The sequence below is a fragment of the Methylobacterium sp. CM6246 genome (assembly GCF_054818005.1).
In genome coordinates, this window is the sequence record NZ_JBTXKY010000001.1 from 2,289,577 (window position 1) to 2,313,504 (window position 23,928).

The following is a 23,928-nucleotide window of genomic DNA, read 5'->3' on the forward strand; positions in this document are numbered from 1 at the left end:
CCGTGGCCCTGCCGCGCTTGGCCCGGTCCGCCGCCGCCGTTCTCGTGGCTGGCCTCGTGGGCAGCGCCCTGGCCGTCCTGCCGCCGTTCGCCCAGGAGCAGCCGGCCGGCGGCCGTCTTCCGGCAGAGGCCGTGGAGGCGTTGGACGTCATCACGCCGGTCCCGACCAGCCTCGGGTCGGATCCGGACCGGATCGCACTCGGCCGGATGCTGTTCACCGACACCCGGCTGTCGCGCGGGGGCGACCGGGCCTGCATCACCTGCCACGACATCCTCAGCAACGGCGCGAGCGCGGTCGCGCGGAATCTCACCGCCGACGGCACGCCCGCCCCGCGCAACACGCCCACAGCCTTCAATGCGGCACTGAGCTTCCGCCTCGGCTGGGCGGGCGATATCCCGACCCTGCAGGACCAAGCCGAGCTCGCCCTGACGCGACCGGAATTCCTGGGCGGATCGTGGCCCGATATCCTTGCGGTGATCCGCGACGATCCGGCGCTCGCCGAGCCGTTCCGCGCCGCTTACGGCCGGGAGGCCGATCGGGAGGCCGTGATCGACGCGATCAACAGCTTCGAGCGCAGCCTGCTCACCCCCGACAGCCGCTTCGACCGGTGGCTGCGCGGCGACGCCCACGCCATCACCGAGGCGGAGCGGGCGGGCTTCGCCCTGTTTCGGGGCATCGGCTGCGCCGCCTGCCACCAGGGCGTCAATGTCGGCGGAAACCTGTTCGAGAAGGTCGGGATCTTCGTCACGATCCCCAACAAGGCCGCCGAGGTGCTCCGGGTCCCCAGCCTGCGCAACGTCGCGGTCACGGCCCCCTATTTCGACGATGGCGGCATCGCGACGCTACCCGAGGCGGTGCGGCTCATGGCGCGGGCCCAGCTCGGCCGGGAGCTGACGGCTTCGCAGACCGACGCGATCGTGGCGTTCCTCGGGACCCTGACCGGCTCCTACGCGGGACGCCCCCTCACGGCTCCGAACGCGCCCTCCGCGGTGCCGCAACGATGAGGCTGACCGCGCAGGCCGCTGTCCTCGGCGCGCTGCTGGCCGCGCTTCTCACGTGGCTGATGATCAACGGCAAAGGCGAGATGGACGCCGCCTACGTGCGGACCCAGCGAACGATCGACGCCATCGCCCTCGCGGAGTCCCGGATGCAGCACGACGTGCTCCGCGCCAGGACCGGGCTCCTGCGCAACTACGATCCGATCGTGGCCCACCTCCGGGACATGCGCGCGGCGCTGGCCGGCATGCGCGCGGCGAACGGCCCCGACGACGGCGAGATGCATGTTCTGGCCGAGGCGATCAGCCGAGAGGCGCAGATGGTCGAGCGCTTCAAGACCGGCAACGCCCTCGTGCAGAACTCGATCGCCTATTTCGACTCCCTCAGCGACCGCATGTCCGAGCCGGATATCGATCCCCGGCTCGCCCGCGCGGTCGCCGCCCTGCAGATACGGGTCTCGGAGCTTGCCCGGGACGCGAGCCCCGAGCGGCTCGACGCCATCCGCGCCCGGCTCGACGCCCTCGCTGCGGCCCCCTGGGGAGCGGACAGGGGTGCGGACATAGGCGCCATCGTCCTGCACGGCCGTCAACTCCTGGATCTGCTGCCGCAGGTCGACACTATCACCCGCTCCCTTCCGGCAGCGTCGAGCGAGGCGGCGCGGCAAGCCTTGCTGGAGGCCCGCCGCGCCCTCAAGGACCGGCGGCAGGCCCGCGCGGACGGTTTCCGACTCGCCCTCTACGCGGCGGCCCTGGCGCTGCTCGCCCTGGTGGTTCGCGTCGGCTTCCTGATGCGGGCCGGCACCGTGATCCTGCGCCGGACGATCGTTTTCCAAGCCGTCGTGGCGCGGGCCACCAACCTGTTTCTCGCCAGCCAGCCCGACGAGATCGAAGGCCACATCGTCGATGCCATGGCCATCGTGGGCGAAGGAGCGGGGACGGACAATTGCTACGTCCTCATGCTCGACGGCACGGATGCGGTGCATCTCTGGAATCGGCCGGGGCATCGGGCGCCTTGCGGATGGCCAGATGCGCAACGGGCCCTGGTGCCCGAGATCACGGCCGCCCCGGAAGACTACATCTTCATCGAAACGGCGGACCGGCATGGCCCTCCGGCTTTGCTTCAAGCCCTCGCACGGCGTGGGGTCACCACATTCACGTGCGCGCGCATGCGTCGGCAGGGCAGAATCGTCGGCGTGCTGTGCTTCGAGCGCACCAGCAGCACCCTGCCGCCCTGGATGCGGCACTCGCGTGGCCTCCTGCAGGTCGTCGCCGACAGCTTCGGGGCCGCCCTGGAGCGGCAGCATGTCTGGGCGGAGCGCCGCGAGATCGAGGCGACCCTTCGGCGAGCGCAACGGCTCGAAGCGATCGGGATCTTCGCAAGCGGCGTGGCGCACAACATCAACAACGTGCTCAACGTGATGCTCGGCCATGCCGAGATCGCAGCGGACGCCCTGCCGGCCGATCCGCAACGGGCTCGCAAGCAGATCGATTTTCTGGTCCAGGCGGGTGGCCGCGCGCACGAGATCGCGGCGCAGATCCTCGATTACGGGCGGCGGGGCGGCGCCGCCCAGAGCACAAGCGCGGTGGATGCGATCGTGTCCGAGACGGTGGCGCAGATCCGAACCTCGACCGCCGACCCGACCACGATCCGCCTGACGGGGGCTGCCGAAGGCGCGGTCGTCGATGGCGAGCCGGCACAGCTGCAGCAGGTGGTCCACAACCTCATCCGTAACGCGATGCAGGCCTCCGAACCGGGCGCGGCGGTCGACGTGCAGCTCGCGCGCGTCCGGCTACCCGAGCGGCGAACCGTCTCCCACGGTGAGCTGCCAGCGGGCGAGTACGTCCGTATCCGCGTGGCCGATACCGGCCGCGGAATGGATGACGGGACGCTCGCGCGCATCTTCGAGCCCTTCTTCACCACCCGTCCGGCCGGAACCGGGCTCGGGCTCGCCACCGCCTTCGAGTTCGTCCAGGAGCAGGATGGGGCCTTCGACGTGCACAGCGCAGTGGGAGAGGGCAGCACGTTCGAGGTGTGGTTGCCCGTGATCCCGCAGGCAGAAACCGCCACCTCGGTCGCCGGCGCAACCGTCATGGTTGTCGGGGGCGTGCGCGCGGCTGTGCAAGAGGATGAGGAGACCCTTGCGGCACTGGGCTACGAGCCCATCGGCTACACCGATACGGAGGCAGCGCTGGCGGCCCTGCGCGCGGAGCCCGAGCGCTTCGACCTGTTGATCGTCGAAAACAGGCTGTCGGGTCCGTTGGGTCTCGCCTTCGCCCGCCGGGCCGCCGCGATCGTGAACCGTCCGATCGTCCTCTCGCTCTCGGCCGCAGACACGGTGAGGCCGGAGGTCCTCTCGGCCGTCCCCATCGTCGATGTCGCACGCCGACCCTGGCGCTCGACCGCGCTCGCGCTAACGCTGCGACGACATCTGGGATCCGAGATGCGGAGCGCACCATCCCGGCGCGACGCCGCGAAAGCCAAGCGTTTTCAGAAGAGTACTTGATCAGAGACCCGGATCTACTGCTATTTCGGCTTGGTAAGTCCCCGCCGTTTCCCTGAGATCCGCTTGCGAGCGCATTGCCATCGGGGACGTTATTAAGTCCCTGATCCGATGCTCTCACGTCCACCGAACCGGGATTTATTTCGGCGGTGAACGCTCAAGCTGCAACCACCTTTGCTCGCAGACGGTAGCGCGGATGGCCTGCTTTCCGGCATCGACGCCTTTTCTTTGGCCAGACCTAGCACAGTGGCGATTAATAATTTGCGATATTGATCCGATTTATACTTACGTCACACGGGATATAAGGGGTGGCCTAGAAACATTGCTGGCGAAACCAGTTTGATTCCCAATCAGTTACGCTTGAATAATGGGATTCGGTTTCCCGTCGCTCGGCCACGGACGCAGTCGAACTAGTGATCCTGGGCCGAGCTGGTTTCCTGGCGGTTGTCGAGCTTGCGCAATGCGGTGGCGATGTCCTGGAGGCTGGCATCGCCCTTGCGCAGGACGCGGTCGGCCTTCGACAACCGGTCGCGCTCCTCGGCCGTGACATCCCGGGCGCTGAGGACCACCACCGGCACGTCGGCGCAACCCGGCAGTCTTCTCAGACGGTCGAGGAACGAGAACCCGTCCATCACCGGCATGGTGAGGTCGAGGAGGATGAGGCGTGGCACGCCGAGCCCGACCTGATCCAGCGCCTCACGGCCGTCGCCGGCCTCGCGGACGCTCCAGCCGTTGCGTTCGAGGGCGGTCCGGAGACGGTGCCGCATGTCCGCATCGTCGTCGACCACCAGGACATCGCCGTCCGCGGCCCGGAACTGGTCCAGGATCGTCCGGAGACGTCCCCAGTCCACCGGCTTCGGCACGGCATCGACGGCTCCGAGCGAGGCGCTGAGCGTCGCGTCGGCGACGAAGCTCACCATGACCACCGGGATGCCGGCGGTTTCTGGGTCCGACTTGAGGGCAGCGAGCACAGACCAACCATCCATGTCGGGCATCATCACGTCGAGGAGGATGGCGCGGGGCTTGAGCGACCGAGCGAGATCGAGGCCGGTGCGCCCGTCCCCCGCCGTGCGCACGGAGAACCGCTGGCGTTCGAGGAACCGGGTCATGAGCTCGCGCTGGGACGCCTCGTCGTCGATGACGAGCACCAAGTCCCCCGTGCGTTCGCCGTTCTCCGGCACCGCGTCCGGCCCGTCATCGACCGTCCGGTCCGGTGCTGCCGCCGGCACGCGCAGGGTGAAGCTCGTTCCCTCACCCGTCGCGCTCGTCACGGTGATGTCGCCGCCGAGCAGCTGAGCGAAGGCACGGCTGAGCGCCAGCCCGAGCCCGGTCCCGCCGTAGTTGCGCGTGGTGCTCTCGTCGGCCTGCGTGAACCGCTCGAACAGGCGGCCGACCTGCTCGGGGTTCATGCCGATGCCGGTATCCCGGACCGTGAACCGGAGCCAGTCGCCACGGGGGCCCGTCTCCCGTCCGGCTTCCAGGGTGATGGTGCCGCCCTCGGTGAACTTGGCCGCGTTGGAGAGCAGGTTGAACAGGCACTGGCGCAGCTTCACCGCGTCCGTGCGGGCTTGGCCCGCATCGTCGCCCACGTCGAGTACGAGGACGTTTCCCTTCTTCTTCACCAAGGCTTCGACCGTGGCGGCCGCGTCCGCGACGAAAGCGGCGACATCGATGTCCTCGGGATAGAGCTCCATCTTCTCAGCCTCGACCTTCGACAGGTCGAGCACGTCGTTGATCAGCCCGAGGAGATGTTGGGCGTTCGACTTGATCTTGCCGAGATCCTTCAGGAGGCTCTCCTGCCCGAGTTCCTCCGCCTCTTCCTCCAGCATCTCGGAATAGCCGATCACGGCCGAGAGAGGGGTGCGGAGTTCATGGCTCATGTTGGCCAGGAACCGGCTCTTGGCCCGGCTGTGCTCCTCGGCGGCGTCCCGCGCCTCCTTGAGCGCGACCTCGAACGCGTGGCGCTCGGTGATATCCTCATGGACCCCTACCCACTCCCGAACCGTCCCGTCGGCATCACGCACCGGCACCGCCCGGGCCACGTAGCGGCGCCAGCCGGCTTCGGCGGTGCGCACGCGATGCTCGACGGTGTAGGGGGCCTCGTCACGCAGCGCCTGGGTCCAGGTCGCGACCGTCGCGGCGACGTCCTCGGGATGGATCGCCTCGGCCCATCCCGCGCCCATGTAGGTCTCCGGTGCCTGCCCGGTGATGGCGGCCCATCCCGCCTGCTCCTCGACGAAGCGCCCCGTGGCATCGGTCGTCCACATCACGCCGTTCACGGCCCGAACGGCGGAGCGGAAGCGCGCCTCACTGACGTGCAGGCGGCGCTGCACCCCGCGCTGGTCGAGCGAGGAGGCGATCATCGCCAGGAACAGGATGAGGAAGGTGACGCCCGCCACCGCCAAAGCGAGGTCGCGCTGGCCCGCCGCGAGGGCGGCCACGTGGGGCGCATGAGCGCCGGCCTCCTGCGCGGTGAAGGTCGCCGCGGCCATCCCGGTGTAGTGCATTCCGGCGACCGCCAACCCCATCACGCAGGCGGCCGCGAGCTTCTGCCAGGGCCGGTTGCGGCGAAAGGTGAGCCATAGCGCAGCGGTGGCAGCAGTGACCGCGATGGCGACCGACACCGCCACCACGGCCGGATCGTAGGCGAGGTTGCCGGGGACCCGCATGGCCGCCATTCCGGTGTAGTGCATCGCCGCGACGCCAAGGCCCATGAGCGGGCCGGCGACCAGCAGCGAACCCGCGCCCGTTCCCCTGCGTGCGACCCAAGCGAAGGCTCCGGCGGTGACGCCCACCGCGATCAGCAGGGATAGGAGGGTCAGTCCGAGATCGTAGGCGGCCACCATCCCCATTTCGAAGGCCAGCATGCCGACGAAATGCATCGACCAGATGCCGCCGCCCATCGCCACTGCGGCGCCGGCGCCCCAGGCCCAGCGGGGTCCGGCGTCGGGGCGCCGGACCCGCGCGCCGAGATCGAGGGCTGCGTACGAGGCGAAAATCGCGATGATGATGGAGAGTGCGACGAGGAGAGGATTGTATCCGGTGTGAACCATAGGACTTCCGGTGCGTGGTGGGCGGTCGTAGCACCGAACGACTGCGGTCTTCGGTCGATCTCCGAATCGTGAAGGCCCGCTTCCGGCGGGAGCGCTCGCCGCCGAACCGGATACGGATCCAGCGTCGGCGAACGTATCGGATCAAGGACTTGGAGCAGCTCCCGAGCGCAACGCGATAGGGAATGGCTCTCGCGCCGGTGGCTCGGCAGCGCCCGATCGCGTCTGCAGGCTTTGCCGCAGCCCCGGGCTACGTGACTACCGAGCGCAGCAGCGCTGGCAATTCGTCGAGGCCGACTTGGCCCTTGCGCAGGACGCTGTCGGCCTGCCCCGCCAGTCGCCGCCGGTCCTCGCCGTCGACGTCCTTGGCGGTCAGCACGACGACCGGGATCGAGCCCCATTCCGGCTTGGCCCGCAGGATGCTCAGGAAGGTGAAGCCGTCCATCTCGGGCATCATGAGGTCGAGCAGTACGAGGCACGGCCGCTCGGCGGCGACGGCGGCGAGCCCGACCTTTCCATTCTCGGCGGCGACGATCCGCCAGCCTTCCCGGGACAGCCTCGCCGCCATCCGGTCACGCGTGTCGTCATCGTCATCGATGACGAGCAACGGACCTTCATGGTCCTGGGGACGGAAGCGGTCCATCACGCCATGGAGTTCGTCCCAATCCACCGGCTTCTGCAGGTAGTCCGTGGCGCCGAGGGAGAACGCGAGGTTCCGCTCGCCCAGCGCCGTCACCATGATGATCGGCGTGTTTCCGAGTTCGGTATCGCCACGGAGCGCACGGAGGACCGACCAGCCGTCCATCTGCGGCATGGTCACGTCGAGGAGGATGACCCGAGGCCGCAGGCGGTGGGCCATGTCCAAGCCCTCCCTGCCGTCGACGGCGGCCGCGACCTGGAACCCGTCGCGCTTGAGGAAGCGGGTCAGGAGATCGCGCGTTGCAGGATCGTCGTCCACGACGAGGACGACGCCCCGCCCGGATGCGTCATCGGACGGCGTCGGCCCGGTATCCTCGTCCACCTGAGGTGCGTCGTTCGTTCCGGCGATGCGCGCCGGCACCGACACCGTGAAGGTCGTCCCACGCCCCGCCTCGCTGGCCACCGCGATGGTGCCGCCCAGCATGGATGCGAACGCCCGTGTGATGGAGAGGCCGAGCCCCGTCCCGCCGAACTTCCGCGTGGTCGAGGCGTCGGCCTGCGTGAACCGCTCGAACAGCCGTGCCTGCTGATCCGGGCTCATGCCGATTCCGGTGTCGCTCACCCGGAAGGTCAGCCAATCGACGCCGTCGCGTTCGCCCCGTTCCGCCGACAGGGTGATCCGTCCGCCTTCCGTGAACTTGGCTGCGTTGCTCAGGAGGTTGATCAGGCATTGGCGCAGCTTGGTCACGTCGGTGCGCGCGTCGCCGAGGTCGGCGGCGAGGTCCAAGGATAGGGCGTTCTCCTTGGCGGACACGAGAGATTCCACCGTCGCCGCGACGTCGCGCACGATGGCGTCGACGGCAAAGTCCTCGACGTAGGTCTCCATGCGCTCGGCCTCGATCTTCGAGAGGTCGAGCACGTCGTTGATGAGCCCGAGGAGGTGGCGGGCGTTCGCTTCGATCTTGCGCATGTCGGGCAGCAGGTCGTCGTGGCCGCCGTCCTCCATCTCCTCCTGCAGCATTTCGGAGTAGCCGATCACCGCCGAAAGCGGCGTCCGAAGCTCGTGGCTCATGTTGGCGAGGAACTCGCTCTTGGCCCGGTTGGCCTCCTCCGCGGCCTGCTTGGCGGCAGCCAGATGTAGCTCGTCCCGCTTGCGTCCGTCGATGTCGGTCACCACCATGACGGCGCCGATGCAGCGACCGTCGATGTCGCGCATCTGCACAGCCGAGAATCCGACCCAGGCGCGGCTTCCATCACCGCGCTGGTAGTCCACCTCGAGATCCGCGCGCGGCTCGCCGTCCCGCGCCACCCGGGCCAGCGGCCATTCTTTGGGATCGACCCGGCGCCGGTCGGCGTGGAACCCGATCCAGCGTTCCGGCCGCTCGCCGGTCGTATCGTCAGCCACCTCGTGCCCGAGAATCGCTCCGGCGCGGGCGTTGTGACCGACGATGCGTCCGGACGGCGCCTCTGCAATGAGGACGCCGACGGGGAGCGTCTCCATCACCGTCCGCAGAGTAGCCTCGCCCGCCCGCATGCCCCGGCGCGCCTCGGCCTCGCCGGCTTCCGCCAGCCCGGCCGGTATGGTGCCGGCGAACAGCGAGGCGACGTGCAGGTCGAGGCCGGTGAAGGCATCGGGGTGGCTGGACTGGAGCTTCAGGACGCCGACGGCCTCGCCTCCGCGGAGGATCGGGACGCAGACGGCCGAGCGGGCGCCGAGCGCTTCGACGAGGTCTCGCCTGACCCGGGGATCGACGAGGAGGTCCGGGCAGAGGACCGGCTTGGCATTCATCAGGCAGTGGCCTGAGAGGCTGCCGGCGATCGGGACGCGCAGCCCCACGTGGGCGCCGAGCGCACCGCGTGCCGAGCGGTAGACCAGTTCGTCGCCCTCGCGCAGTTCGATCACCGCCCCTTCGGTTTGGGAGACCGCGGCCATGACGCCGCCCACAAGGGTATCGAGAATGACGTCGCGATCCCCGGCCGCCTGGGTCACGGCGGCCTGGGCGGCGATCAGCGCGTTCTGCTGATCGATCAGCGCGGCCTGGCCGGAGAGAAGGCCCTCGCGCTCGGCGACCGAGCGGCGCAGCTCCATCTGTGACATGACCTGTCCGGCGAGCGCGCGCAGGGCTGTCGCCTGCCGGTCCGTGAGACCGTCCGGTCGAGGAGCCAAGTCGATCACGCAGAGACTGCCGAGGCGCTGGCCGTCGACGGCCTCCAACGGCGCGCCGGCGTAGAAGCGAAGGCTCGGTTCGCCGGTGACGAGTGGATTGTCTCGCGTGCGAGGGTCCAGCGACAGGTCCGGGATGACCAGAATGTCCGGTGCGCCCAGAACGTGCGCGCAGATCGATTTGTCGAGGGATGTCTCGCACGAGGCAAAACCCGACTTTGCCTTGAACCACTGGCGGTCGCCCGCCACGAGGCTGACGAGCGCGACCGGGGCGGAGCAGATCAGCCGAGCCAGCTCGACGATATCGTCGAACCCCTTCTCGGGAGGCGTGTCGAGGATGTCGTACTCGCGAAGCGCTTCCAGCCGGCGGGCGTCGCCGACATGAGGCGGGAGCGTACGGGTGTCGGTCATGGGCGGCTCGCTGTCGGGAACGGATGCGCTCGCCGACGCAAGGCCGCGATGTGACGGGATGCGGAGTTCGGGTGCCCCCGACAACACGGTGACCGCGCAGTGGTTGCTGGCCCGCCCCGGCCACGTCTCCGGGCGGCGCTTCCCGCACCGGGGTGTGACGCGACGCGTCGGATTCGAGCGCGGCGGTCCAAGCTCGTGCCGACGCGCTGACCGCCCTCGTCCCGCCGCGCGCAACGATTGCACCCACGGCGTCGTCGGTCTGATCGAAGCCCTGTTAGGGGGCTGCTGCCCCACGACAAATCCGGGCTCACGTCATGGCAATTGCGATGGGACCAAACCGCCAAGCCGGAGTTGTCGTCCGAACACGTCTCCCAAGGTACCCGGGAGCTCCTGATGCGGGAGCCGGATGCCGCTATCCAGATGGGGCCCGATGGCCGAGTCCGTTACGACGCACGTCCCCCGGCCTCGCGACATCCTGTCGACGGGGATCGATGGCCTCGACGAGATTCTCGATGGTGGGCTAACGCGCAGCCGCCTTTACTTGCTCGAAGGGACGCCCGGGACCGGCAAGACGACTGTCGGCCTTCAGTTCCTCCTCAACGGCGTCGCCCACGGGGAAAAGGGTCTCTACGTCACCCTTTCGGAAAGCGCCGACGAGCTTTCCTTCGCTGCCGGGACGCACGGGTGGTCTCTGGACGGCATTGAGGTCTACGAACTCGTCAACGAACTCGGCCTCGACCCCGACAGTGAGCAATCCGTCCTGCATCCGTCGGAGGTCGAACTCGGAGAAACCGTGCGCGAGGTGATCGACCGCGTCGACAGCCTCAAACCGCAGCGGGTCGTTTTCGACAGCCTGTCCGAGCTTCGCCTGCTGGCACAGAACCCCCTCCGCTACCGGCGCCAGATCCTGGCCTTGAAGCAGATGTTCGCGTCCAGGAAATGCACGGTTCTCCTGCTCGATGATGGGACCGCTGACGTCCAACTCCACAGCATCGCCCACGGGGTGATCATGCTGGAGCAGATCCGGCGCGGTTTCGGCGCCGCACGCAGGCGTCTCAATGTCCTGAAGATGCGCGGCGTCAAGTTCCACGGCGGAATGCACGACTTCGTCCTGGATACCGGCGGCGTCGAAGTCTTCCCCAGCCTCGTTGCGAACGATCATGCCGCGAAGTTCGATATGACCCCGGCATCGACAGGCTCGCATGAGCTCGACCTTCTCCTGGGTGGAGGGCTAGCTCCCTCGACCAATACCCTGCTGCTCGGTCCCTCGGGGGTTGGGAAGACCACCACGGCGGTCCGCTGCATGCTGGAAGCGTTGGATCGCGGGGACAAGGCGACCTACTTCCTGTTCGACGAGGGTCGGCAGACCATGCTCACGCGCGGCAGGGCGCTGGGAATGGATCTCGACGCGCATCTTTCCAGCGGCAGGCTGGTCATCGACGAGATCGAGCCGGCCGAATTTTCGCCCGGTGAATTCGCCTGCCGGGTACGCGGCACCGTCGAGACGCGGGGCGCCAGCTTCGTCGTGTTCGACAGCCTGAACGCGTATATCCACGCCATGCCCGGCGAGGAACACCTTGTCCTGCAGATGCACGAACTCCTGAACTACCTGAACCAGAAGGGCGCAACGACCCTGCTTGTTCTCGGTCAGCACGGCGTGATCGGCGACGTCCGATCGGATATCGACCTCAGCTATCTCAGCGACGGCATCCTCCTGTTCCGGTACTTTGAGTCCAATGGCTCGGTTCGGACCGCTCTCTCGGTGGTGAAGAGCCGCGTCAACGCGCATGAGCGCACCATTCGGGAGCTCAAGCTCTCCCCCATCGGCCTCCAGGTCGGCGCCGCCCTGACCGATTTCCAAGGCATCCTGTCCGGCCTGCCGACCTACGACGGCAAGGTGGCGCTGATCCCCGGCGGCGACGCGGCGGAGGCGCCGTGATGCCGTCTCTCGACCCTGACGGGGAACGCGTCCTGATCCTTGCGCCGCGCGGACGCGACGCGATCGTCATGGCGCAGCTGCTGTACAAATCCGACGTCCTCACCACCGTCTGTGCCGATGGCGCCGCATGGCTCGACGGCCTACGCACCTCCGTTGCGACGTCGATCGTGACGGAAGAGGCGCTTCTCGACGTCGATCCCACAGCGCTGAACGCGTGGGTCTCGTCCCAGCCGCCGTGGTCGGACTTCCCCTTCATCATGCTGGCGACGCGGCAGGCCGGACGACGCACCTCCTCGGCCGCCGCCATGATCGAACGCCTCGGCAACGTCGTCCTGCTGGAACGCCCGATCAACGCGGAAACGCTCCTCAGCGCGGTCTCCTCGGCCTTGCGGGTCCGCCGCCGCCAATACCAGGCTCGGCAGCATATCCGGGAACGCGAGGATGCCCAGCAGCGGCTGCGCATCGCGAACGAGACTTTGGAACGTCGTGTCGAGGAGCGTACGCGCGAGGTGGAAGCGGCGCGCGAGACCCTGGCCTTCGCGCTGGATTCCGCCGGCATGGGGTCGTGGGATCTCGATCTCGTCAACGATACAGCACGACGCTCGCGCCGACACGATGCGATCTTCGGCTACGACGTGCCGATTGCGTCGTGGGGCATGGCCGAGTTTCTGAACCACACCGTGCCGGAGGATCGGCTCTTGGTAGAGACCGCTTTCGCCACGGCGGTCGGGACTGGGACACTGGACATCGAATACCGGATGTCGCGGGCCGATGGCGCGATCCGTTGGATCGCGGCCAAGGGTCAGGTGGAGTATGGAAACGACGGACGCCCTGTCCGTATGGCTGGCATCGTCGTCGACCGGACCGACCAGCGAAACACCGAGGAGGCCCTGCGCCAGGCCCAGAAGATGGAAGCCATCGGGCAGCTGACCGGAGGCGTGGCGCACGATTTCAACAATCTGCTCACCGTCATCGTGGGCGGCCTCGACATGATGATCCGCAAGCCGGAGAACACCGAGCGCGTCGTCCGCCTAGCGGAAGCCGCGATGAATGCGGCGCGGCGCGGCGAGCAGCTCACCCAGCAACTCCTGGCGTTTTCGCGCAGGCAGATGCTGCGGCCCCAGACCATCAACCCGAACCGCCTCCTCACCGAGTTCAAGCCGCTGGCCGAGCGGGCGGTCGGCGGCGCACTGGAGCTCCGGTTGGATCTCGACGCCCTCATCGACCCGATCCGGATCGATCCGGCGCAGTTCGAGGCGGCGGTCCTGAACCTTGTGGTCAACGCGCGCGACGCGATGGAGGGGGGTGGCTCAAGGATCGTCGTGCGGAGCCGGAACCTGCACCTCGATACCGCGGCGGTTGCCGGCAAGGGCGTACCGCCGGGGGCCTACGTCGAAGTTTCTGTGATCGACCAGGGCAGCGGCATCACCCCCGAGACGATGGCTCGGGTGTTCGAACCGTTCTTCACGACGAAGGAGGTCGGGAAAGGAACAGGCCTCGGCCTGTCCCAGGTCTACGGCTTCACCCGCAGCGCAGGTGGATTCATCGGCATCGACACGGAGCTTGGTGTCGGCACCACGTTCCGCCTCCTGTTCCCACGTTCGGCCGAGCCAGCCGGAGACGAGGTTGGCACCGGCGGCGGCACCCTCCCGCTTCGTCGGGCTACCGAAGGCGACACCGTGCTTCTGGTCGAGGATGACGAGCAGGTTCTCGGCATGGCTGTCGAAAGCCTCGAGGAACTCCACTACCGCGTAGTGGTGGCCCGCAACGCCGCCGAGGCCGTCGTCCACCTCCAGGGCGTCGAGCGGATCGACATCCTGTTTTCCGACGTGATGATGCCGGGCGGCATGAACGGCTCGCAGCTCGCCATCGAGGCGCAGCGCCTCCGGCCCGGCCTCAAGGTCCTCCTGACCTCGGGTTACGTGGCAAACCTCGAAGAGGGACAGGTGATCGGGCGCGGCGATCTTCCTGTCCTGAACAAACCATACCGGCGCGATGAACTGGCCCACTCACTCCGTCTCGTCCTCGGAGGAAAGCGTTGCTGAGGATCGTGACGACCTGATACTTTTATAATCGAGGTCGATCACTGCGAATTTTTATTTTGTCGGATGATATTCTTCTTCACTCAAACGCCGATGCGAAAACCATAGGACTGACCGTGGATCGACACGCCAACTTCCGCTGTCGATCGCGGGCGCAGGCGTAAGGCCCGAGCCTACGTTCGAAACGGTACCCGTTCAGGTCGGTAAGGAGGGACCCTCTGCAGGATCGGCGCGTTGGGCGAGATGATCGCTCAGCCGCCGCCTTCACCCGACCGTGCCCGCCTCGCCCTCACGGAGGCTGCCCTGACGACGGCAGACGGTCTTTGGCGCGCCGAGATGCGCCGAACCTATGGTCCGGAGGGCGTCTTGATGTACGCCTATGCCCCGGAAGGCCAGGGCGGGCTCGGGACCCCGCTTCGGCGATCCTATGAAGCGCGTCGCGTCGCCGTCGCGCTATGGCGGCACGAGCGGCACCGAACCCAGCGATCGGCTTGAGCGAGCGGTTCGAACATCAAAGCGTTGATCCGGTCGATATTCGAGGGCGTATGATGGCTGAAACGGACGAACCCCATGCTGTGAGCGTCGTGCCGCCCACGGTGCAGAGCCGAAACGACGACGTGCCCGACAAAAGGAAGGGGCGCGAGCCCGGGAACAAGGACGTGGTCAAAGATGCCGAAAGCCAACCGGACGATCCGGACCATGCCGCCAAGGACGGCTTGGCCTAGCTGTCCGTACGGCGGTTCGGCATCTCGCCAGCCGCGATCAACGCACCGGCGATCGCCACCATTCGCCGACCTTGATGGCGGGCTGCATCGAGGTCTTCCATCCGAAGTGGCTGGTTCTTCGAACCCACGATGGTAGACGCGCCGTAGGGTGATCCCGCTTCGAGCATCACTTCGTCGGTGTAGCCGGTCGGCAGGATGACCATGCCCAGATGCGCCATCGGGGCATACAGCGACAGGGTGACGACTTCGGATCCACCATGCGGCCAGGATGCGGCTGCGAAGGCACCACCGACCTTGCCGGCCAACGACCCGCGTTTCCATTGTGGACCGAGCAGATCGAGGTAGTTCTTCAGTTCGGTCGCCATCGCTCCGAAGTAGCAGGGTGTGCCGAACAGGATTGCATCAGCCCACTCGGCATCCTCGTGCGTGGGAGCCTCGTACAGGCTGTTTTGTCGGGCGGCGCTCTCTGTCCACCCGTCGACTTTCGCCATGGAGGCCGCGTCGGCGACTTCGCGCGCTCTGCGTACACGCACGTCCGCGCCAGCATCCCGCGCAGCTTCCGCTGCGGCGCCTGCGAGCGCTTCCACGCTGCCACTGCGTGAGTAGTAGACGATCAACAGTCGGGTTGAGGTGGGAGTCGAATCGGTCACAGCACGCTCCTACGGGTTGGTGCCATGGGCCGGCGGTTGCGGGTCGGACGAGCGAGCGTCAGATCTGGCGGCAATTCCGCAGCCTGCTGAAGCCACGGCTCCACGGCCGGTGGTTCGATGCGACTTCACCATCGGGCCAGCCATCAGCACGGTCTGCCTGAGACTTGGGCAACCGATGATCCCGCAGACAAGCGGCGTGCTGGGACCGCCGCGCTGGCCGTATCGACTGGAAGGCCGTTCTGCCACCTAAGAACCTCGCTGATCCACGTTTGCGGATCCGAAGTAGCAACAGATGCTCTACCCAATAGGTCCGCGCCTGTGGCGCCATGGCTCCTAGGGTCTGGACTCGATCAGCACCAGAACGCGATGACGGCGGCGAGAGCGACAGCTGAGGCGTAGTTACGGGCGAGCTTGTCGTATCGTGTGGCGATGCGGCGGAAATCCTTGAGGCGGTTGAAGGTCGCCTCGATCCGCCAGCGTTCGCGGTAGCGGCGCTTGTCGTGGCGGATCCTCTTCTTCCGACCGCGCTTGCCCGGGATGATCGGCGTGATGCCCTTTGCGCGCAGGTCAGCGCGCAGCCAATCGGCGTCGTAACCCTTGTCGGCGCTCAGGCGGCGGATCCGGCCGGGGGCCTCAGCCAGCACGGCTGGAGCTGTGGTGACATCGCTGGCGTTGCCGGGCGTCAGCAGGAGGACGCCGGGCCGGCCGAGGACGTCGGTGAGGGCGTGGATCTTGGTCGTCTGGCCGCCGCGCGACGGGCCGATGGCTTGCGCACGCGCCCCCCTTTGCCGCCGTGGGCCGAACGGTGCGCCCGCACGTAGGTGCTGTCGATGGCCGTCGCCTCGCCCGACCATCCGGCTTGGGCCATCGCCGCCAGCATGGCCTTCCAGAAGCCGCGCCGTGACCACCTGTTGAAGCGGTTGTAGACGGTGGTACGTGGGCCATACGCGGCCGGGCAGTCGCGCCAGCGGCAGCCAGAGGTGAGTACGTGCAGGATGCCGGAGATGATCTGCCGGTCGTCCTTGCGCGCCGGTCCGGGTTGATCCTTCGGCATGAACGGTTCGATCACCGCCCACTGCGCATCCGAGAGCCAGAACAGCTCCGCCATCGTCGCCTCCGTGCTGCACGCGGCGGCCCTGAATCACGAAAGCGCAAAGCTCGCAAGAGCTTGGTGCGGTTCACACCCTAGGCCAGTCCGAGCACACGTAACCGATGCCGAACCTCGGCACCGGCTCTGTCGCTCTGACCTGCAGCACGATGGCAAATTGCCCTTGGATTGCAGGTCAGGGCCCGGCAAGGCACGGACCGTAAAATCCCTCGCTCGCTTCGGCTGATTTGTTAGTCGCATTCGCATGGCATCGTCGTATTTTACGAAACCATTTCGTTTCATCGCCAATATTTAATGCATTGACCGAACAACTTCCAAGTTGTCTGGGCGGCTGACGCGAGCACCTCGGTGATCGAACAGGAAGGAAGACAATCATGACGATGATGAACACGATGATTGTTGCCGCAGCTCTCACCGCTCTGCCGGTCGCAACGGCACAAGCGATGCCGATCGCGGCCGACCTAGGCGGCGCGGCTCCGGTTACCCGTGTCGCGGGCGGTTGCGGACCAGGCGCGTGGCGTGGTCCGTGGGGGCGTTGCCGGAACACCCCTTACTTCGGCCCTCTCCCGGGGGGCTGGTATCAGGTTCGTGCCGGGAACGGGTGCCCTCCGGGCTACTGGCGCGGCCCGTGGGGACACTGCCGGAATACGCCCTTCCATGGCCGGCTGCCGGGCGGCGGCTACCGATAAGAGGGCGCGGCACCGGCCTGCGGGGCGCAGGTCGGCTGGCCGGTTCTGCTGTTGTCGGGCACGGCGCAGACGGCTGTCCGAGGGCGCAATGCACGCGCGAATCCCGATCGGCCGAGGGGGCATCCGCCCTTGAATGCCTCCCCAATTACGGCGCCGAAGGCGAGATCCGGTTTGGGGAGGGATAAAACCGGCGCTGAGTTCGTTAGGGCGCTACAAACCGCTTCGGTTAGGGATCAAAAATGCGCACGCTCATCCTCGCCTTCGGCCTCGTCGCCATCGCCGTCCCCGCCTCGGCACAAGCCCCGAAGCGCGGCAATGCGGATCTGCAGACCTATTGTGCGGGTGACGCCATCACGTTCTGCGCCGGCATCGACCCGAATAGCCCGCAGATGGACGCCTGCTTCAAGAAGAACATGAGCCAGATGTCACCGAATTGCCGCAGCGCGATCGATGCGTACAAGAGCGGCGGCGGCAAGTAATTTTATCGTCAAAATAGGTAATACCGAAAAAGCCGGGAGATCGATTTGTTTAGTCATATCATGGTCGGCAGCAACGATTTGGAGCGATCGAAAGCGTTCTACGATGCCCTCTTCGCTGCAAGCGGGGCCGGCTCCGGCGCAGAGGATGCGCTGGGACGCCTGGTCTACACGCACAAAGGCGCACGCTTGATGATCAGCAAGCCGATCGACGGAAATTCCGCTTGTGGCGCGAATGGCGGCACCATCGGGTTAACCATGGATAGCCCGGAGCAGGCCAAAGCTTGGCATGATGCGGGCGTCGCGAACGGTGGCACTTCGGTGGAAGATCCGCCGGGTGAACGCCAAGGCGGCTCCGGCCGGTTGTACCTGGCGTATCTCCGCGACCCGGACGGCAACAAACTTTGTGCCCTCCACCGGATCGCAGGCTGAGACCCGTTCGTTTGGCGACGTAGGCGACTGTCCCGCCAACCCGTGCTCAGATCGGGCGGCGGGGCAGTGCCGGCGAAACCGTTATCGAGAGGCAGCCCATGTCGGTCGAGCCAGGCCAAACGTTATCGGACGAAGAGCTGGACCACCTCGCGCGCAAGCTGTTCGCCGAGGTTCGGGCCGAAAGTCCGGAGTCGAAGGCGGAAGCGGCCTTGAAGACCGCCGGCGAGGTGGCTGGAGAGGTCGTCCCGATCCTCCCGGATTGGCTCCTGGAGCCCAATGACGTTGCCGTCGAGCACGGCCGCGAAGACTGAAGCTCAAGACGGAACTATCGCTCGATTCTGCGTCTTCCTCCTTCACCAAATCAGGAGGAACTATGCCACGTATTGCTACGCTGACGGGCGCCGTCGCCATCCTCGCGCTGACCGCGACGACGTCCTTCGCGGCCCCGTGCAAGGTGGGCACGACCACCAGCGCCAATGGCCCTACGACCAAGGACACCAGCTCGAACGTCGAAGGTGGTTCGACCGCGAAGGTGACGCCAGGCGCCAAGGGTGAGTCGCCCGGTACGGTCGGCGCGATGAACAACGCCGGCGCGGGCACCATGGCGGACAAGGGCGAGAAGAAGGCCCCCGAGGGCCAGCCGGTGAAGCCGGGTGACGACAACTGCTGACGATTCCTGGCCCGTAGGCAATCCGCCTGCGGGCTTACCCCGTTCCAGCCATCGGCCATCTGATGGCCGTGCTGACGAGCGCGACGCTGACCTGGGCGACGAGCGATCCAACGCATCGAGTCTGCGAAGGGCAGGGGGGCAACCGGCGTCGCAACGACGCCCGTTGCCGAGTTAGTTGTCGTTCCGAATAGCGGTCAACCTTACAGCTCCATGCCCTGATGCCGGGCTCTGAATAGCAACCAAGATTTTGTAAAACGGAGAAACACTCCGGATAGTCCTCTAAGCTGACGAGCAGCCTGCGCATGATGATTTGACCGGCCCAAGTCAACAGGTTGTTAACCATGTTGCAGCAGGATGCTCTTGGCGATCGGCTGGGGAGCTGAGCGCCAACGGAACGGAATCGCCGACGCGCTCGCATTAGGCCCGCTACGGGAACACCCGGGCGGGCCTTGCCTATTTCTGGGCCTTGAGTGCCCCGCACTCGTGCAGCATCATTGGACGCGCTGATGCGAGACATCCTTCGGCTCGGCCTTGCCAGCCGGGCTCCACGCGCGTGTCACGGGATTGCGCGCACCGACGCCTTATGACCCGTCGGGTGGCTTTGCGCGGGTTCGCTAAGCTGTTCCAGCTGCGCTGCCGGCGTGCTCTCGACCAGAAGCCGGATCATCGCGGATCGGCTGTCCAGCATCATGGCCGGTGGTTCTCCCACAAAGATTTGCCACGCTGCCACGAACGCGGCCTGCGACATGTGGGTGAGCGCGTCCTCGCTCTGGGACATCGGCTCGGCCGGTACGATAGGCACGTCGATCATTCACTTAGTACGAGGCCGGGCCACACTGCGTTTCATGGGGGCTTTAGCAGGGTAAAGGTGCGTTTAACGGAACCGGCGACCGCTCGATATTTGTTTCCGGGAGCGAGTAGTCGTCCCCTCAGCCATGGGGCCTGCCCAGTGGGCGAGGTTCCTCAGAACGGAGCCACGACGACCGAGGCGATCCGTCGAGTGACCCTCAGGACGCCCCCGAAACACGAAGGGATGGCCCCGATGACGGCCGCCACACCGAAATATTCGAGCGCCGCGGCAGACCGAGGCGCGAAGGCGTCGGATCCCTGTTCGATGGTGCTGTCACCGCAGGACCATCCGATCGAGATCGCATTGCGCCGTCCTATTTACGCGCCTGGCAGCGCGTCCAGCGACGGCGGTTGGCGCATTCGCAGGGACGGCCGCCGGGGGTGCCGCGCCTGAAGGTGTCTCAGGCCTCTATGGCGCCAGGGGGCGAGATGATGCCCGGGCCGCTTGGGTCGATGTGACAGGATGATCACAGCGTTCGCGAGACGCCCACGCCTCAGTATTCCAACACATTGAGTGAGGGATCCATGATTGCACGTACTAGTTGCAACATGGAAGGAGATCCCCATGCAGGCATCCGAATGCTGCATCTTCCGCGTGACGGTCGCGGCGAGCCTCGGCTGGCTCATCGCACTCACCCTGATGTGGAAACACGGCGTGCTGGCTGCGCTGCTCGTCAGCCCATTGGTCGGAACGGCGGCAGCGATTGCGGCTATGACGCTGTTTTGGTTTGCGAGCCTGTTCGTCTCGTGCGAGCCGATAGGGCCACGCGCTTTTGATGCCGACCGGTGACGAGACCTGATCGAAACCTGGTGCCGAGTCGTTCTTCTCGCGCCTGCGCAGCGGCGACGGTAGCGCGGATGACGGACCGTCGATGGTGGCCTCCACCGTCTTCCCCCTGACGCCCCCCAGAGCCCGCTGCAACTGAGCGTTGCAGCCGCGGAGAGCTACGGGCGGCGTGACGCGGCGCAGCCTTGCGGCTCTCGACGAACGCGGCCGAATCCGACGATCGGGTCAACGTTACGGTCGCGACGGATGTCCGCGACCAGGCCTGATCATGTCGCGGGCCATCCATACGCAACCGGATGGAGGGCAGGGCGCAGCAGGCACCGTGCCGGGGCCACCGGGCGGAGCCGAAACCGGCACAGGCTAAAGTCAGCGCGCCCTGCCGGACGTATTCTTGAACCCGTCAGGCCGTGCCGGCATGCAGTCGCCGCTACCGCTCGGGCCAGTTCGGTCACGTTCTTCAGCCGTGGCACTGGATTTCATCGGGCTCAGTGCGGAGAGAGGTACTTGATCACGGCGGCGACCACGGCGATCAGCGTCCCGCCCGCAATCGGCGCGAACAAGCCGAGGATCGAGATCAGGATGATGAGCGTGACGGCAGCGTTCTCGGCCCGCTTGGCATCCCGTGAGGGTTTGCGCGGCGGCTCCCACCGGGGCGGGACAGATCGCTGATCGGGAGGGACGAACATCTGCCTCCATGATGCGCACAGCCAGAAATCATCCCGATGCTATGCTCAATTGGCGAGGCTGTCACCGCGTCGATCGTCCGCAGCCGACCCGAATAAGTCGAATTTGATGTAAATGGCGAACCGCCCGCGAAGGATCCTGGGCCTATACTCGACGTGGCCCTGCGTTGAGTGATCCCATGGACAATCAAAGATCGGCTCGTCGTGTCTCCATCAATATGATGGGACGCATCACCGTGCCCGATGAGGCGGCAATTCCCTGCGTGATCCATGACATCTCGAAATGGGGCGTTCGGGTCCGGCTCGACGGTACGGAGCGCGTCCCGGACAAGTTCACAATTATATTCGATGCCACCGAGAAGGTGATCGGGTGCGAGACCGTTTGGAAAAGCTCCGATGAGATCGGCGCCCTGACCGACTTGATGGAATGACCGGCGACCCGACCCCCGCGTCGGTCAATCTCAGGCGCTCGATGCTGATCGAACCTTGGCTATGAGCGGGAATCTAAAGCAGATTTTCGCTGCAGATCTTGTCGTTAACCACTCGTTAACGGTTTCGCCATAGTGGTTAATGGACGGTCGGTGGAGGTGGTCTGCCGCGCATGTCGGGCGAGCCTCCGATGATCCTTTTGATAGCGGCCGCGATCGGTAGCGGTCTGGTGACGGCCATCGTCCTCGCGCCGCTGAGTCCCCTGGCGGCGCTCCTCACGGCGCCGCTAGTCGCCAGCGTCGCGACCGGGCTTGCGTGCCTTCTCATCGGGTGGCGCAGTGCCCGCGCCGGCGGCGATGTAACGGTCCTCGACGAACAGGCGGACGCGATGGTGGCGGCCCTCCGGGCGGCTGCCGACCATGCCAAGGCCGTGTCGCCCATATCGGCGAATACGTCGTCGCGTCGCAACAAGGTCGCGTAGAGGTCCGGTTTGATTACTACAGGACCGCGGACCGCGCGGCCTTCGCCTCGCTGCCGGCCAGGGCCAGGTGTCACAGGCGCGAAGAGATATTCTGGACACGGCTCGGTTTCGAGGGGCCGACGGCCCTGGAACGCAATCCGCAAGCTCGTCGGCGGCGGCGGCGGCGGCGATGTACGTTTAGGGACGGCGGTGGTCCAGCGCAGGAACGGCCAACCCGTTCCGTTCGGACGTCTTGAATCAGCCCGGATCTGCCTCCTTGCGCGGCCGGCTGTGACGCGTTTCGGCTCGACAACGCGGCGCGGATCGGCACGTGCGAGTACGTCCGGCGGCCTGCTGGCCCTACAAATGTTTCGCGGGCATCCGAAGACCGACGGCCGGAACGCGAGATCGGGATCGACGGGGAGGATGCGCCCGCCCTGGCGGAGGGCACCGAAGTTCGCGCGTTTGAAGCATCGGCGGTCGCGCTGCGGGGCTCGTGGAGTGGCCCGCCACTCAGATGCCCATGCGCGTCATCGAAGACCGTGCGCGAGCCGCCAAAAACAGCCATGCTGCCGTGGAACGAGATGTGGCCCCGTTGGATCGTCGCTTGAAGTTCCCGATGTCAGATGCGCTGTTCTCGCCCGCCTTCGAGCGCAATGCCCCATCGATCGTCGAAGTCCTGAAGCGCGTTGTTCCGCCGAGCGGCCTCGTTCTGGAGATCGCAAGCGGATCGGGCGAGCACGCCGTTCACTTCGCTCGTGCGATGCCCGCCCTCGACTGGCAGCCCAGTGATCCGGACGAGGCGGCGCGGCGCAGCATCGTCGCCCATGCGTTTGCTTCGGGACTCTCGAACCTCCGGTCCCCGATGGCGCTCGACGCGGCCCGGCAGCCATGGCCGGTAGCCAAGGCCGACGCGATCGTCGCGATCAACATGATCCATATCGCGCCCTGGGACGCGACCATCGGGCTGATGGCCGGTGCGGGCGCGACGCTACCTGCGGGTGGAATCCTCTATCTCTATGGCCCGTTTCGGGAGAATGATGCCCACACCGCGCCGAGCAACGCCGCCTTCGACGAGAGCTTGCGCATGCGGAACCCCTCTTGGGGTGTGCGTGACATCGAGGCTGTTGCAGCTGCCGCCGACAGGCACGGCTTCCGTCTCTCTGAGCGCGTCGCGATGCCCGCCAACAATCTCAGCCTGATCTTCCGCAAGCTGGATTGCCCCTCCGCGAACGGTGGCGGATCTGCGCGATGACGGCCTCCGCCTCGACGAGCGCGGTCGTCATCGGTGCCTCGGGAGGGATAGGCCAGGCTCTCGTGTGCGCCCTCGCGGCGAACCAAGCCTACAGCTCGGTCTTCGCGCTCTCCCGCTCGAAGCCGTTAGCACCGAATGGCGTCCGCACCGTTGCGATCGACCTCGGTGACGAGGCCACGATCGCTGCGGCTGCGGAAAGCATCGGTGCGGCCGGACCTGTCGGCTTGGTCATCGTAGCAACCGGACTCCTTCATCAAGACGGCGTTTTGCCTGAGAAAACATTCAAGGCGCTCGATCCCGCCGCGATGGCGACCGTCTTTTCGGTCAACACGATCGGCCCGGCGCTCGTGGCGAAGCATTTCGTGCCTTTGCTGGCGCGCCGGGGACGCTGCGTGTTTGCGGCGTTGTCGGCGCGGGTCGGATCCATCGAGGACAACCTTTTGGGCGGCTGGTACTCCTACCGCGCGTCGAAAGCGGCGTTGAACCAGATCCTGCGGACCCTTGCGATCGAAGTGGCTCGCACCCGGCCGGAGGCACTCGTCGTCGGCCTGCATCCGGGGACGGTCGCTTCCGAGTTGTCGCGGCCTTTTCGGTCTGATCCCAACGCCCACGGCGTCGTTCAGCCCGACGTGAGCGCGGCTCATCTCCTCCGCGTGCTCGATAGCCTCGCGGCAAACGACACCGGCGGCGTCTTCGCCTGGGACGGCACGCGGATCCCAGCCTGAACGCGGTACCGACCGAGATGCGCCCGGTGGTGGCCAACTGCTGGGCCGGCAAACGCTGCTTGCAACCCCTCGATAGCGACATCCGTCGACCGCTCAGCACACATTACAGCAAGCGAGGATGGATATAATAGAGTCGCAAATCCAGCCTCACGGAAGATCTTTGCGGCGCGCGGCGCCTCGCCGGTTCGAGGGCATGAGCTATAGTCGATTGTCCTCTGAGATCTTCGGCGACGGACTAAAACTTCAGCG

At 66.5% G+C, this 23,928-nt stretch carries 21 protein-coding genes; 15 read left to right on the forward strand and 6 right to left on the reverse strand.

What is annotated here, in order from left to right; genetic code table 11:
- The first annotated feature begins 2 nt into the window (after positions 1-2).
- Positions 3-1,004 carry a cytochrome-c peroxidase gene (locus ACYQPG_RS11285; RefSeq protein ID WP_461230953.1) on the forward strand — a complete coding sequence of 334 codons (1,002 nt, stop codon included), beginning with the start codon at positions 3-5 and terminating at the stop codon, positions 1,002-1,004.
- Positions 1,001-3,499: a two-component system VirA-like sensor kinase gene (locus tag ACYQPG_RS11290; protein ID WP_461230954.1), complete on the forward strand. Its 2,499-nt coding sequence runs from the start codon at positions 1,001-1,003 to the stop codon at positions 3,497-3,499. The genes ACYQPG_RS11285 and ACYQPG_RS11290 overlap by 4 nt, the downstream gene beginning before the upstream one ends.
- A 407-nt stretch (positions 3,500-3,906) precedes the next feature.
- Here the strand turns inward: ACYQPG_RS11290 and ACYQPG_RS11295 are convergent, their stop codons facing one another.
- Both ACYQPG_RS11295 and ACYQPG_RS11300 read right to left on the reverse strand, forming a co-directional pair.
- Positions 3,907-6,549, reverse strand: coding sequence for an MHYT domain-containing protein (locus ACYQPG_RS11295; RefSeq protein WP_461230955.1), 2,643 nt, complete (start codon positions 6,547-6,549; stop codon positions 3,907-3,909).
- A gap of 247 nt (positions 6,550-6,796) precedes the next feature.
- Entirely contained in the window at positions 6,797-9,760 is a 2,964-nt protein-coding gene (locus ACYQPG_RS11300; protein ID WP_461230956.1) for a response regulator, read from the reverse strand.
- A gap of 430 nt (positions 9,761-10,190) precedes the next feature.
- Between ACYQPG_RS11300 and ACYQPG_RS11305 the strand changes: the two genes are divergently transcribed.
- The 3 genes from ACYQPG_RS11305 (at position 10,191) to ACYQPG_RS11315 (ending at position 14,466) form a co-directional block, all read left to right on the forward strand.
- Positions 10,191-11,699, forward strand: coding sequence for an ATPase domain-containing protein (locus ACYQPG_RS11305; protein ID WP_461230957.1), 1,509 nt, complete (start codon positions 10,191-10,193; stop codon positions 11,697-11,699).
- Positions 11,699-13,744, forward strand: coding sequence for an ATP-binding protein (locus ACYQPG_RS11310; RefSeq protein ID WP_461230958.1), 2,046 nt, complete (start codon positions 11,699-11,701; stop codon positions 13,742-13,744). Before ACYQPG_RS11305 ends, ACYQPG_RS11310 begins: the two co-directional genes overlap by 1 nt.
- 488 nt (positions 13,745-14,232) lie before the next feature.
- Positions 14,233-14,466, forward strand: coding sequence for a hypothetical protein (locus ACYQPG_RS11315; protein ID WP_461230959.1), 234 nt, complete (start codon positions 14,233-14,235; stop codon positions 14,464-14,466).
- On the opposite strand, the gene wrbA is transcribed toward ACYQPG_RS11315, so the two are convergent.
- Complete coding sequence (gene wrbA / locus ACYQPG_RS11320; RefSeq protein ID WP_461230960.1) at positions 14,463-15,116, reverse strand: NAD(P)H:quinone oxidoreductase; 654 nt, start codon at positions 15,114-15,116, stop codon at positions 14,463-14,465. The two genes, ACYQPG_RS11315 and wrbA, sit on opposite strands and share 4 nt — an antisense overlap.
- A gap of 350 nt (positions 15,117-15,466) precedes the next feature.
- Positions 15,467-16,224, reverse strand: a protein-coding gene (locus ACYQPG_RS11325; protein ID WP_461230961.1) for an IS5 family transposase whose coding sequence is annotated in 2 segments (ribosomal slippage) — positions 15,467-15,894 and positions 15,894-16,224 — 759 coding nt in all. Because the reading frame shifts where the segments join, the coding sequence is not laid out codon by codon here.
- A 380-nt stretch (positions 16,225-16,604) separates the two neighbouring features.
- On the opposite strand from ACYQPG_RS11325, the gene ACYQPG_RS11330 reads away from it, so the two are divergent.
- The 5 genes from ACYQPG_RS11330 to ACYQPG_RS11350 all read left to right on the forward strand — a co-directional run bounded on the left by ACYQPG_RS11330 (position 16,605) and on the right by ACYQPG_RS11350 (position 18,491).
- The gene (locus ACYQPG_RS11330) at positions 16,605-16,913 is read left to right on the forward strand and encodes a GCG_CRPN prefix-to-repeats domain-containing protein (protein WP_461232455.1); all 309 of its coding nucleotides are present in this window, start codon (positions 16,605-16,607) and stop codon (positions 16,911-16,913) included.
- 239 nt (positions 16,914-17,152) lie between these two features.
- Positions 17,153-17,392, forward strand: a complete 240-nt coding sequence (locus ACYQPG_RS11335; RefSeq protein ID WP_147908544.1) for a 3',5'-cyclic-nucleotide phosphodiesterase — start codon at positions 17,153-17,155, stop codon at positions 17,390-17,392.
- Positions 17,393-17,437: 45 nt separating this feature from the next.
- Positions 17,438-17,821 carry a VOC family protein gene (locus ACYQPG_RS11340; protein WP_461230962.1) on the forward strand — a complete coding sequence of 128 codons (384 nt, stop codon included), beginning with the start codon at positions 17,438-17,440 and terminating at the stop codon, positions 17,819-17,821.
- 98 nt (positions 17,822-17,919) lie between these two features.
- Positions 17,920-18,132: a hypothetical protein gene (locus tag ACYQPG_RS11345; RefSeq protein ID WP_147908546.1), complete on the forward strand. Its 213-nt coding sequence runs from the start codon at positions 17,920-17,922 to the stop codon at positions 18,130-18,132.
- Between the two features lie 62 nt (positions 18,133-18,194).
- A complete protein-coding gene (locus tag ACYQPG_RS11350; protein WP_461230963.1) occupies positions 18,195-18,491 on the forward strand; it encodes a hypothetical protein in 297 nt (98 codons plus the stop codon).
- Positions 18,492-19,047: 556 nt separating this feature from the next.
- On the opposite strand, the gene ACYQPG_RS11355 is transcribed toward ACYQPG_RS11350, so the two are convergent.
- On the reverse strand, positions 19,048-19,302 hold the full coding sequence (locus tag ACYQPG_RS11355) for a hypothetical protein (protein ID WP_147908548.1): 255 nt from the start codon (positions 19,300-19,302) through the stop codon (positions 19,048-19,050).
- Positions 19,303-19,905: 603 nt separating this feature from the next.
- On the opposite strand from ACYQPG_RS11355, the gene ACYQPG_RS11360 reads away from it, so the two are divergent.
- Positions 19,906-20,130, forward strand: a complete 225-nt coding sequence (locus ACYQPG_RS11360; RefSeq protein WP_147908549.1) for a hypothetical protein — start codon at positions 19,906-19,908, stop codon at positions 20,128-20,130.
- A gap of 482 nt (positions 20,131-20,612) precedes the next feature.
- On the opposite strand, the gene ACYQPG_RS11365 is transcribed toward ACYQPG_RS11360, so the two are convergent.
- Positions 20,613-20,813, reverse strand: a complete 201-nt coding sequence (locus ACYQPG_RS11365; RefSeq protein WP_147908550.1) for a hypothetical protein — start codon at positions 20,811-20,813, stop codon at positions 20,613-20,615.
- 176 nt (positions 20,814-20,989) lie between these two features.
- Between ACYQPG_RS11365 and ACYQPG_RS11370 the strand changes: the two genes are divergently transcribed.
- The 4 genes from ACYQPG_RS11370 (at position 20,990) to ACYQPG_RS11385 (ending at position 23,679) form a co-directional block, all read left to right on the forward strand.
- Entirely contained in the window at positions 20,990-21,241 is a 252-nt protein-coding gene (locus ACYQPG_RS11370) for a PilZ domain-containing protein (RefSeq protein ID WP_461230964.1), read from the forward strand.
- Positions 21,242-21,429: 188 nt separating this feature from the next.
- Positions 21,430-21,720 carry a hypothetical protein gene (locus ACYQPG_RS11375; RefSeq protein ID WP_147908552.1) on the forward strand — a complete coding sequence of 97 codons (291 nt, stop codon included), beginning with the start codon at positions 21,430-21,432 and terminating at the stop codon, positions 21,718-21,720.
- A gap of 598 nt (positions 21,721-22,318) precedes the next feature.
- Positions 22,319-22,954 (forward strand): DUF938 domain-containing protein, encoded by a 636-nt coding sequence (locus ACYQPG_RS11380; RefSeq protein ID WP_461232456.1) that lies wholly within the window; start codon positions 22,319-22,321, stop codon positions 22,952-22,954.
- Positions 22,951-23,679, forward strand: a complete 729-nt coding sequence (locus ACYQPG_RS11385) for an SDR family NAD(P)-dependent oxidoreductase (RefSeq protein ID WP_461230966.1) — start codon at positions 22,951-22,953, stop codon at positions 23,677-23,679. The genes ACYQPG_RS11380 and ACYQPG_RS11385 overlap by 4 nt, the downstream gene beginning before the upstream one ends.
- Positions 23,680-23,928: the final 249 nt, after the last annotated feature.

What these genes read in the sequence shown, in the direction of transcription:
- ACYQPG_RS11290 (WP_461230954.1), top strand. Translation starts at nt 1,001, where the DNA reads ATGAGGCTGACCGCGCAGGCCGCTGTCCTCGGCGCGCTGCTGGCCGCG.
- ACYQPG_RS11295 (WP_461230955.1), bottom strand. Translation starts at nt 6,549, where the DNA reads ATGGTTCACACCGGATACAATCCTCTCCTCGTCGCACTCTCCATCATC.
- ACYQPG_RS11300 (WP_461230956.1), bottom strand. Translation starts at nt 9,760, where the DNA reads ATGACCGACACCCGTACGCTCCCGCCTCATGTCGGCGACGCCCGCCGG.
- ACYQPG_RS11305 (WP_461230957.1), top strand. Translation starts at nt 10,191, where the DNA reads ATGGCCGAGTCCGTTACGACGCACGTCCCCCGGCCTCGCGACATCCTG.
- ACYQPG_RS11310 (WP_461230958.1), top strand. Translation starts at nt 11,699, where the DNA reads ATGCCGTCTCTCGACCCTGACGGGGAACGCGTCCTGATCCTTGCGCCG.
- ACYQPG_RS11330 (WP_461232455.1), top strand. Translation starts at nt 16,605, where the DNA reads ATGATGAACACGATGATTGTTGCCGCAGCTCTCACCGCTCTGCCGGTC.
- ACYQPG_RS11335 (WP_147908544.1), top strand. Translation starts at nt 17,153, where the DNA reads ATGCGCACGCTCATCCTCGCCTTCGGCCTCGTCGCCATCGCCGTCCCC.
- ACYQPG_RS11345 (WP_147908546.1), top strand. Translation starts at nt 17,920, where the DNA reads ATGTCGGTCGAGCCAGGCCAAACGTTATCGGACGAAGAGCTGGACCAC.
- ACYQPG_RS11350 (WP_461230963.1), top strand. Translation starts at nt 18,195, where the DNA reads ATGCCACGTATTGCTACGCTGACGGGCGCCGTCGCCATCCTCGCGCTG.
- ACYQPG_RS11355 (WP_147908548.1), bottom strand. Translation starts at nt 19,302, where the DNA reads ATGATCGACGTGCCTATCGTACCGGCCGAGCCGATGTCCCAGAGCGAG.
- ACYQPG_RS11360 (WP_147908549.1), top strand. Translation starts at nt 19,906, where the DNA reads ATGCAGGCATCCGAATGCTGCATCTTCCGCGTGACGGTCGCGGCGAGC.
- ACYQPG_RS11365 (WP_147908550.1), bottom strand. Translation starts at nt 20,813, where the DNA reads ATGTTCGTCCCTCCCGATCAGCGATCTGTCCCGCCCCGGTGGGAGCCG.
- ACYQPG_RS11370 (WP_461230964.1), top strand. Translation starts at nt 20,990, where the DNA reads ATGGACAATCAAAGATCGGCTCGTCGTGTCTCCATCAATATGATGGGA.
- ACYQPG_RS11375 (WP_147908552.1), top strand. Translation starts at nt 21,430, where the DNA reads ATGATCCTTTTGATAGCGGCCGCGATCGGTAGCGGTCTGGTGACGGCC.
- ACYQPG_RS11380 (WP_461232456.1), top strand. Translation starts at nt 22,319, where the DNA reads ATGTCAGATGCGCTGTTCTCGCCCGCCTTCGAGCGCAATGCCCCATCG.
- ACYQPG_RS11385 (WP_461230966.1), top strand. Translation starts at nt 22,951, where the DNA reads ATGACGGCCTCCGCCTCGACGAGCGCGGTCGTCATCGGTGCCTCGGGA.